This window comes from Streptomyces europaeiscabiei (assembly GCF_001550375.1).
Lineage (GTDB): Bacteria > Actinomycetota > Actinomycetes > Streptomycetales > Streptomycetaceae > Streptomyces > Streptomyces europaeiscabiei.
Map to the genome: position 1 here is coordinate 1 of NZ_LRTR01000170.1, position 6,462 is coordinate 6,462.

9 protein-coding genes are annotated in these 6,462 nt (G+C 69.4%); 2 read left to right on the plus strand and 7 right to left on the minus strand.

Translation table 11 applies throughout. The annotated features are described in order from the left end of the window. Both AWZ10_RS08110 and AWZ10_RS08115 read right to left on the minus strand, forming a co-directional pair. Window positions 1-573, minus strand: a 573-nt coding sequence (locus AWZ10_RS08110) for a TerD family protein (protein WP_167365930.1), incomplete at its 3' end; no start/stop codon positions are given. 254 nt (window positions 574-827) lie between these two features. Beyond that, window positions 828-1,424 (minus strand): M48 metallopeptidase family protein, encoded by a 597-nt coding sequence (locus tag AWZ10_RS08115; RefSeq protein WP_078935309.1) that lies wholly within the window; start codon window positions 1,422-1,424, stop codon window positions 828-830. Window positions 1,425-1,642: 218 nt separating this feature from the next. On the opposite strand from AWZ10_RS08115, the gene AWZ10_RS08120 reads away from it, so the two are divergent. Next, entirely contained in the window at window positions 1,643-2,911 is a 1,269-nt protein-coding gene (locus AWZ10_RS08120; RefSeq protein WP_060890762.1) for a TOMM precursor leader peptide-binding protein, read from the plus strand. Then, a complete protein-coding gene (locus AWZ10_RS08125) occupies window positions 2,904-4,265 on the plus strand; it encodes an ABC1 kinase family protein (RefSeq protein ID WP_046704452.1) in 1,362 nt (453 codons plus the stop codon). The genes AWZ10_RS08120 and AWZ10_RS08125 overlap by 8 nt, the downstream gene beginning before the upstream one ends. Window positions 4,266-4,382: 117 nt before the next feature. On the opposite strand, the gene AWZ10_RS08130 is transcribed toward AWZ10_RS08125, so the two are convergent. The 5 genes from AWZ10_RS08130 to AWZ10_RS08150 all read right to left on the minus strand — a co-directional run. Further along, on the minus strand, window positions 4,383-4,592 hold the full coding sequence (locus tag AWZ10_RS08130; protein WP_046704453.1) for a hypothetical protein: 210 nt from the start codon (window positions 4,590-4,592) through the stop codon (window positions 4,383-4,385). Between the two features lie 149 nt (window positions 4,593-4,741). Next, window positions 4,742-5,065, minus strand: coding sequence for a hypothetical protein (locus tag AWZ10_RS08135; protein ID WP_037695026.1), 324 nt, complete (start codon window positions 5,063-5,065; stop codon window positions 4,742-4,744). Beyond that, window positions 5,062-5,430: a WhiB family transcriptional regulator gene (locus AWZ10_RS08140; protein WP_037695023.1), complete on the minus strand. Its 369-nt coding sequence runs from the start codon at window positions 5,428-5,430 to the stop codon at window positions 5,062-5,064. Before AWZ10_RS08140 ends, AWZ10_RS08135 begins: the two co-directional genes overlap by 4 nt. A 173-nt stretch (window positions 5,431-5,603) precedes the next feature. Beyond that, on the minus strand, window positions 5,604-5,927 hold the full coding sequence (locus AWZ10_RS08145; protein WP_046704454.1) for a hypothetical protein: 324 nt from the start codon (window positions 5,925-5,927) through the stop codon (window positions 5,604-5,606). Between the two features lie 164 nt (window positions 5,928-6,091). Beyond that, the coding region (locus tag AWZ10_RS08150) for an HRDC domain-containing protein (RefSeq protein WP_208618464.1) at window positions 6,092-6,462 on the minus strand (371 nt) is incomplete at its 5' end.

Consider the following 6,462-nt stretch of genomic DNA (forward strand, 5'->3'; position numbering starts at 1 on the left):
CGCCTCGTCGGCCTGCGGCTGCTGCGGTGCGGCGGCGGGCTCCTCCTCGGCGACCTCGCCGCCGAAGTTCTTCAGCAGCGCGTCGAGGCCGCCGTCGAAGCCCTGCCCGACGGCCGCGAACCGCCACACGTCCTTCAGGTAGAAGTCGCCCAGCATCACGGCACGCTCGGTGGAGAACTCCGAGCCGTCGAACGGGTACCGGGCCACCTCCTCGCCACCCGCGACGATTCGGACGTAACCGGGGGCGATCTGCGACATCTGCCCGTTGCCGTCGATCGTCGCCGTGAAGGACAGCTTCTGAATGCCGGGCGGAATCCTGTCGAGAGTGACGCGGAAGGACTCCGTGTCACCCGACTGGGTACCCAGGAGCTGGATCGACTCCTCGGGGGACTTCGGCTGGTTGAAGAAGATGAAGTAGCGGTCGTCCGACAGCCGTTCGTCGGCGTCCAGACCGAAGCAGCTGATGTCGAAGCTCAGCCCGGGGCCGGAGATCTGTACACCTACGTACAGGTCCGTACCCGCGGTGAGGTCACTGATCTTGGCCTTGTGGCCGCGTTGGAATTCCCTGGCCATGCGTAACGACCGTCCCCCATCCCGAAAGTGCGTGCGCCTGCGAGTGCGTCGCGCCAGGCTAACCGCAAAGTCCTGAGACGTACGAGGCTGGTACAGAGCCGGTACAAAAGCGCGACTTGGGTCATGAGCCTCACAACCGCACACGCGCGCGTGGGACACCCGTTCCGTATCGCTCGTTCTCGGGGCGGGGGCCCTGCCCCGCCTTCAGGCCACAGGTCGCGAACCGCGTTCCGCTGAGCGGCCGCGTGGTGGTGTCACTCGTCCCCGGCGACCGGCAGATGCGGCAGCCGGTCGGCGGCGACCACCCCTTCGAGGTAGCCGCGCGCACGCTCGGTGCGGGGATAGGCCTCCAGCAGCTGCCAGAAACGGGGCCCGTGACCTGGTACGAGCAAGTGGGCGAGTTCGTGGAGGAGGACGTAGTCGACGACGTACTCGGGCATGCCCTGCAGCCGGTGCGAAAGGCGGATGCTGCCCTCGGCGGGGGTGCACGAGCCCCAGCGGGTGTTCTGGTTGGTGACCCAGCGGACCGAGGTGGGCCGGGCGCGACCGCCGAAGTGCTGGTCCGAGAGCCGGGCGGCGCGCTCCGCCAGTTCGGCGTCGCCGAGGCGTCGTTTGCTTTCCTGCGCGGCCAGCTTGTCGAGCATGACGGTCACCCAGCGCTGCTCCTCCGCCTCGGACATCCGAGCGGGGATAAGCACGACGGTGCGATCGCCCTCGCGGTACGCAGAGACCGTTCTGCGCCGTCGCGCGCTCCTGCGGACTTCGATCGCGCTCGCCCGCGAGCCGCTTGGCGGCTGGCTCGTCGTGCTGCGCTGTGGCTTTCCGGCGCGGTGCAGGGGGTCGGCGGGCACGCCCCGACGTTACCCGCTGCACACGGGGAAAGTCCCTCCTCCGGGACGGTTCGATATCGATCCGCACCCCGAGCGCCTGATTTGTACTACGGATGCCGTCACCTGTGGACAACTCTCGACAGGCGTCGTCGCGGTCCGTGCATGCTGGCACTCGTCGGCGGATCAGGCGCTCGCACCGTCGGCACACGGGGACCTATCTCTGGCTACGGGGGCCGATCATGCATCCGATGGTGAAGCCCGCGCTTCGGCGCGGCTGGCGGGATCTCAACACCGTGCAGTTCGGTCTGGCACCGGCACATGCCATGGTGTTGGGCCCGATGGACACGGCGACAGGCAGTTTCCTCGCCTTGCTCGACGGCACGCGCGGACTGCCGCTCCTGCGCGACGAGGGACGCCGCATGGGCCTGCCGGACGGTCATGTGGACGGCCTGGTGGACCGCCTCTCCCGATCCGGCCTGCTGGACGACGCGACAGGCGGCGGTCCGGCCGCGGACGACCTGCGTGCCAAACCCGAGGTCATGGACCGCCTGCGCCCAGACGCCGCCGCACTTTCTCTGATCGAGCCCGAGCCGGGCGACGCCATGCAGCGTCTGGCCGCCCGCCGGTCACTGAGAGTGCAGGTACGGGGCGCGGGCCGGGTGGGAGCGGTGCTCGCCTCCCTGCTCTCGGCGGCCGGCGTCGGCGAGGTCGACGTCCGCGATGTCGGCCGGGTCGAGCCGTGGGACGTGACGCCTGGTGGTCTGCCGGCCGAGTCCATCGGCGAGCGCAGGGACATGGCGGCACGCCGAGCCGCTCGCCACGCGGCACCCGATCGCCCGCCCCGACGCCGCCGCCGCGGACCACGGCAGCCCGCGGACCCGTCCGAGGACATGCCGATGAACCGACTCCGCGAGGAGCCCGGTTTCTCACTGGTGATCCTCGCCCCACGCGACGGAGTCGACGTCCACGCCCCCAAGCCCGGGGCCGCCGAGCCACTCATCGCCTCGGGCACACCGCACCTCTATGCCGGGGTGGTGGAGGGGACAGGCGTGGTCGGTCCCCTGGTTCTGCCAGGCGAGACGGGTTGCGCGGGTTGTCTGGACCAGAGCCGTGCCGATCGCGACGGGACCTGGCCGCGGCTGGTCGCCCAGTGGAGGTCCGGGCGCCCGCACCAGCTCGAAGCCTGCGATCTCACCCTGGCCACGACCGTCGCCGGACTGGCCGCAGGGCATGCGCTCGCGTTCCTCGACGGGCAGATGCCGTCCAGCACGGGCGCCCGCTGGGAGGTCTCGGTACCGGGGTTCGACTGGCACCCGCGCCCGGTGTGGCCCCACCCGGCATGCTCCTGCGCAGCCGCGGAAAAGGGTGCCGCCGCAAAACGTAACGGGGAACACACCCCAAAGGACGGGCAGGCGCACGAGACAATGGCAGGGCAACAGCGGTCAACGAGGTTGTCCCGCACGGCACACGCGGCACGGCCTGCTGGGACTTGGAGGGCGCATGTCTGATCTTCCCCGCAAGGCGGTCACCCGGACCGCCAAGCTCGCCGCGCTTCCGCTCGGCATCGCAGGCCGGGCCACCTGGGGACTCGGCAAGCGAATCGTCGGCGAGTCGGCGGAGCTCGTGGGCCGCGAACTCCAGCAGCGCACGGCGGAACAGTTGTTCAAGGTCCTCGGAGAGCTGAAGGGCGGCGCGATGAAGTTCGGGCAGGCCCTGTCCGTCTTCGAGTCGGCACTCCCCGAGGAGGTGGCGGGCCCCTACCGTGCGGCCCTGACGAAGCTCCAGGACGCCGCGCCCCCGATGCCGACCCGCACGGTCCACTCCGTACTGGAGGAACGCGTCGGAAAGGACTGGCAGAAGCTGTTCCTGGAGTTCGAGGAGAAGCCGGCCGCCGCGGCCTCGATCGGCCAGGTGCACCGCGCGGTGTGGCACGACGGTCGCACGGTCGCGGTGAAGGTGCAGTACCCGGGCGCGGGCGAGGCCCTGCTCTCCGACCTCGGCCAACTCAGCCGGTTCGCTCGTCTGCTGGGCCCGCTGATCCCCGGGATGGACATCAAGCCGCTCATCGCTGAGCTGCGGGACCGTGTTTCCGAAGAGCTCGACTACGGCTTGGAGGCCCAGGCCCAGCAGGCGCACGCGGAGGAGTTCGCGGGTGACCCGGACGTCGTGGTCCCGGCTGTGGTGCACCAGTGCGATCAGGTACTGGTGACCGAGTGGATGGAGGGCACCCCTCTCTCGGAAGTGATCACCGACGGCTCTCAGGAGCAGCGCGACCGGGCGGGCCAGTTGCTGACCCGCTTCCTCTTCTCAGGCCCGGCCCGCACCGGCCTCCTGCACGCCGACCCGCATCCGGGCAACTTCCGCCTCCTGCCGGACGAGAAGTGCGGCTGGCGTCTCGGCGTCCTCGACTTCGGCACGGTGGACCGTCTGCCGGGCGGCCTGCCGAACCCGATCGGTGAGGCTCTGCGGCTGACGATCGAGGGCGATGCCGAGGCCGTCTACGAGATGCTCCGCACCGAGGGCTTCGTGAAGGAGTCGATAGACCTGGACCCGGACGCGGTCCTCGACTATCTCCACCCCATCATCGAACCGGTCCGGGCCGACGAGTTCTCCTTCGCCCGCGGCTGGATGCGCAGCCAGGCCGCTCGCATCGCCGACCCCCGCTCCCCCGCCCACCAGTTGGGCAAGCAGCTGAACCTGCCGCCGTCCTACCTCCTCATCCACCGGGTGACCCTGAGCACCATCGGCGTCCTGTGCCAACTCGGCGCGACGGTCCGTATGCGCGACGAACTGGAGGAATGGCTGCCTGGCTTCCTGATCGAAGAGTTCGAGGAGGAGGGCGAGTCGGCCGCGGAGGCGTAACCTTCGAGCGGCGACGGGTCGAGCGGCGATGGCTCGGGCAGGGGCGGTTCGTCCACGGTCTCCGCGATCCGGGTCAGGACCGGGATCCGTATCACGCAAAGAGTGCCGGCCCGAGGCTCACCACCAGGCCGAGTCCAGCCTGCCCTCGATCGCTCGCAGGTTCTCCCGGGCGCAGGTGTCGCAGAAGTAGTGCCGTCCGCCGTTCTCCACGGAGCAGATCCACAGGGACTGCGGGGTTTCGGCGGTGGTGCCGCAGCGGGCGCACATGAGGGTCTGGGGTTCTGCGGCGGAGCCGCCGTTGTCGCTGTCCCCGGAAAGACTCGTCACTCGGCGACGATATCGCCGCGGTCGACGGATCAGTGGTCACCACGCACCGCGGGGGCCGGTCCTTTCGGACCGGCCCCCGCGGAGAGCCACTTCTATCGGTGGTTCTGGCGTTCCTGACCAGGCTGGTTATGCCGGTTGCCGCGTGGCGGCTACTGCATGACCGCCATGGCAAGCGCACGGCGGGCGCGCATCGACGCGCGCTCGGCCCGGCGCTGCATCCGGCGGGCGACCGCCAGACGCATGGCCCGGCGCTCCTGCTCGGCCTGGTGCAGGCGCTCGTGCATATGCGCACGAGCCAGGGCTTCTGGCATGAGATGCATCTCTCGGGTCCTGTTCTGACGCGAGGCGTTCGCGCCGGTGGTGGTGAAGTCTGGAGTCGCGGAGCCGACGGGCTCGCTCGCGGACGGCTTCATCGGGGCCTGCTTCTTGGGATCGTGCGTGAGGGGGCGGTCGATCGTTCCGGTGATGTTCATGCCGTGACCGGGTTCTTGCGCGGGCGACCACGAGGCCGCTTGCGGGCCACGACGACACCCTGGACGAAGAGCTCGCCACCCCAGACGCCCCAGGGCTCACGCCGCTCCTTGGCGCCGGCGAGGCAGGCCTCCATCAGTGGGCAGGTGCGGCAGAGGGACTTGGCGTACTCGACATCGGCCGGCGACTCGGCGAAGAAGACCTCCGGGTCGTAAGAGCGGCAGGGGACGGGTACGCCGAGGTTCTCGATGGCGTCGTCGAGCGCGGTGAGCGCGGTGAGCGGGGTCAAGGTGGAGTCCTCCGTGAGGCCGGGCGGGGAGATCGTTTCGGAAGGCGGTACGGACGGGGCGTGCGCTTCGAGTTGCACGGTTCGTCTTCCTCGTCTGGTCGTTCCGGCCTGTTGGCCGGTGGCGGCTGGTACCGGGTTCTTTTCTTGTCCCGAGGCCCCTTCGCTCTGTAGTCCCCGGTCGGGGACAAACAGAAGGGCCGCGGATCCCGGATGGGGTTCCGCGGCCCTGAAGGCGCCGGCCTGATCGTCGATCAGGCTGGATCACTCCAGGGTTCAGGCCCACGGAAGGCCCACATCAGGTGATGCTGCGTCGTCTGCTTCCGGAATCCGGCACCGGCTGCCGCGAAGGCATAGGCCTGGGCCTGTGCCTCTACTGCCGCTTCCAGTGCCCTGGTCGGTCGCTCATTGCGCTCACGGACGGGAAGACCCGCCAGAGACACGGAGGACGCCGGACGGCCGCCACTGATGGCGGACAGACCGGTACCCAGGTTCGAGACGCCGAGCAGGCACAGGGAGACGGCCGAGCGATCGGTCATTTTGACCGTGCTGGTGAAGCTGGTGTTGATGCTGATCACTGGACTCGCCTCCTCTCGGCGTCTATGGGGACCGGCGCAAGCCAATCCGACGGATATGAAGTACACCACGAAACCGGGGCCTTCGAGAAGGCCGCTGCTCTCGTGCCTAAGAACCTATGGGGATTGCTGGGGCATGCGCAAACTATTTTTTCGACGAGTTCGTATCAGTCGTTCTCGTCCTCGCACCCGGGCTCCCGACCTGCGCAGATGTCGAGAACATCAGCGCCGTACCGCTGCAGCTTGCGGGCGCGGACACCGGGGATGCGACCCAGTTCCACCGGAGTGCTCGGCCCCGCTTCCGCGATCGCCATGAGCGTCCGGTCGGTGAAGACACAGAAGTCAGGTTGGCCGCTGCGCTGCGCCTGGGCCGCGCGCCACTCGCGCAGTCGCTCGTAGAGGCCCTCGTCCATGTCGGAGGGGCAGTCCTCGCAGCGCATCAGCTTCATGTCGCCGGCGTCCCGCAGGGTGCGTCCGCAGACACGGCAGCGGGCCGGGGTCCGGCCGGCTCGGCGTGGCGCGGCCTCGGTGCCGCCTG

What these genes read in the sequence shown, in the direction of transcription:
- AWZ10_RS08120 (WP_060890762.1), top strand. Translation starts at nt 1,643, where the DNA reads ATGCATCCGATGGTGAAGCCCGCGCTTCGGCGCGGCTGGCGGGATCTC.
- AWZ10_RS08125 (WP_046704452.1), top strand. Translation starts at nt 2,904, where the DNA reads ATGTCTGATCTTCCCCGCAAGGCGGTCACCCGGACCGCCAAGCTCGCC.
- AWZ10_RS08135 (WP_037695026.1), bottom strand. Translation starts at nt 5,065, where the DNA reads ATGAACATCACCGGAACGATCGACCGCCCCCTCACGCACGATCCCAAG.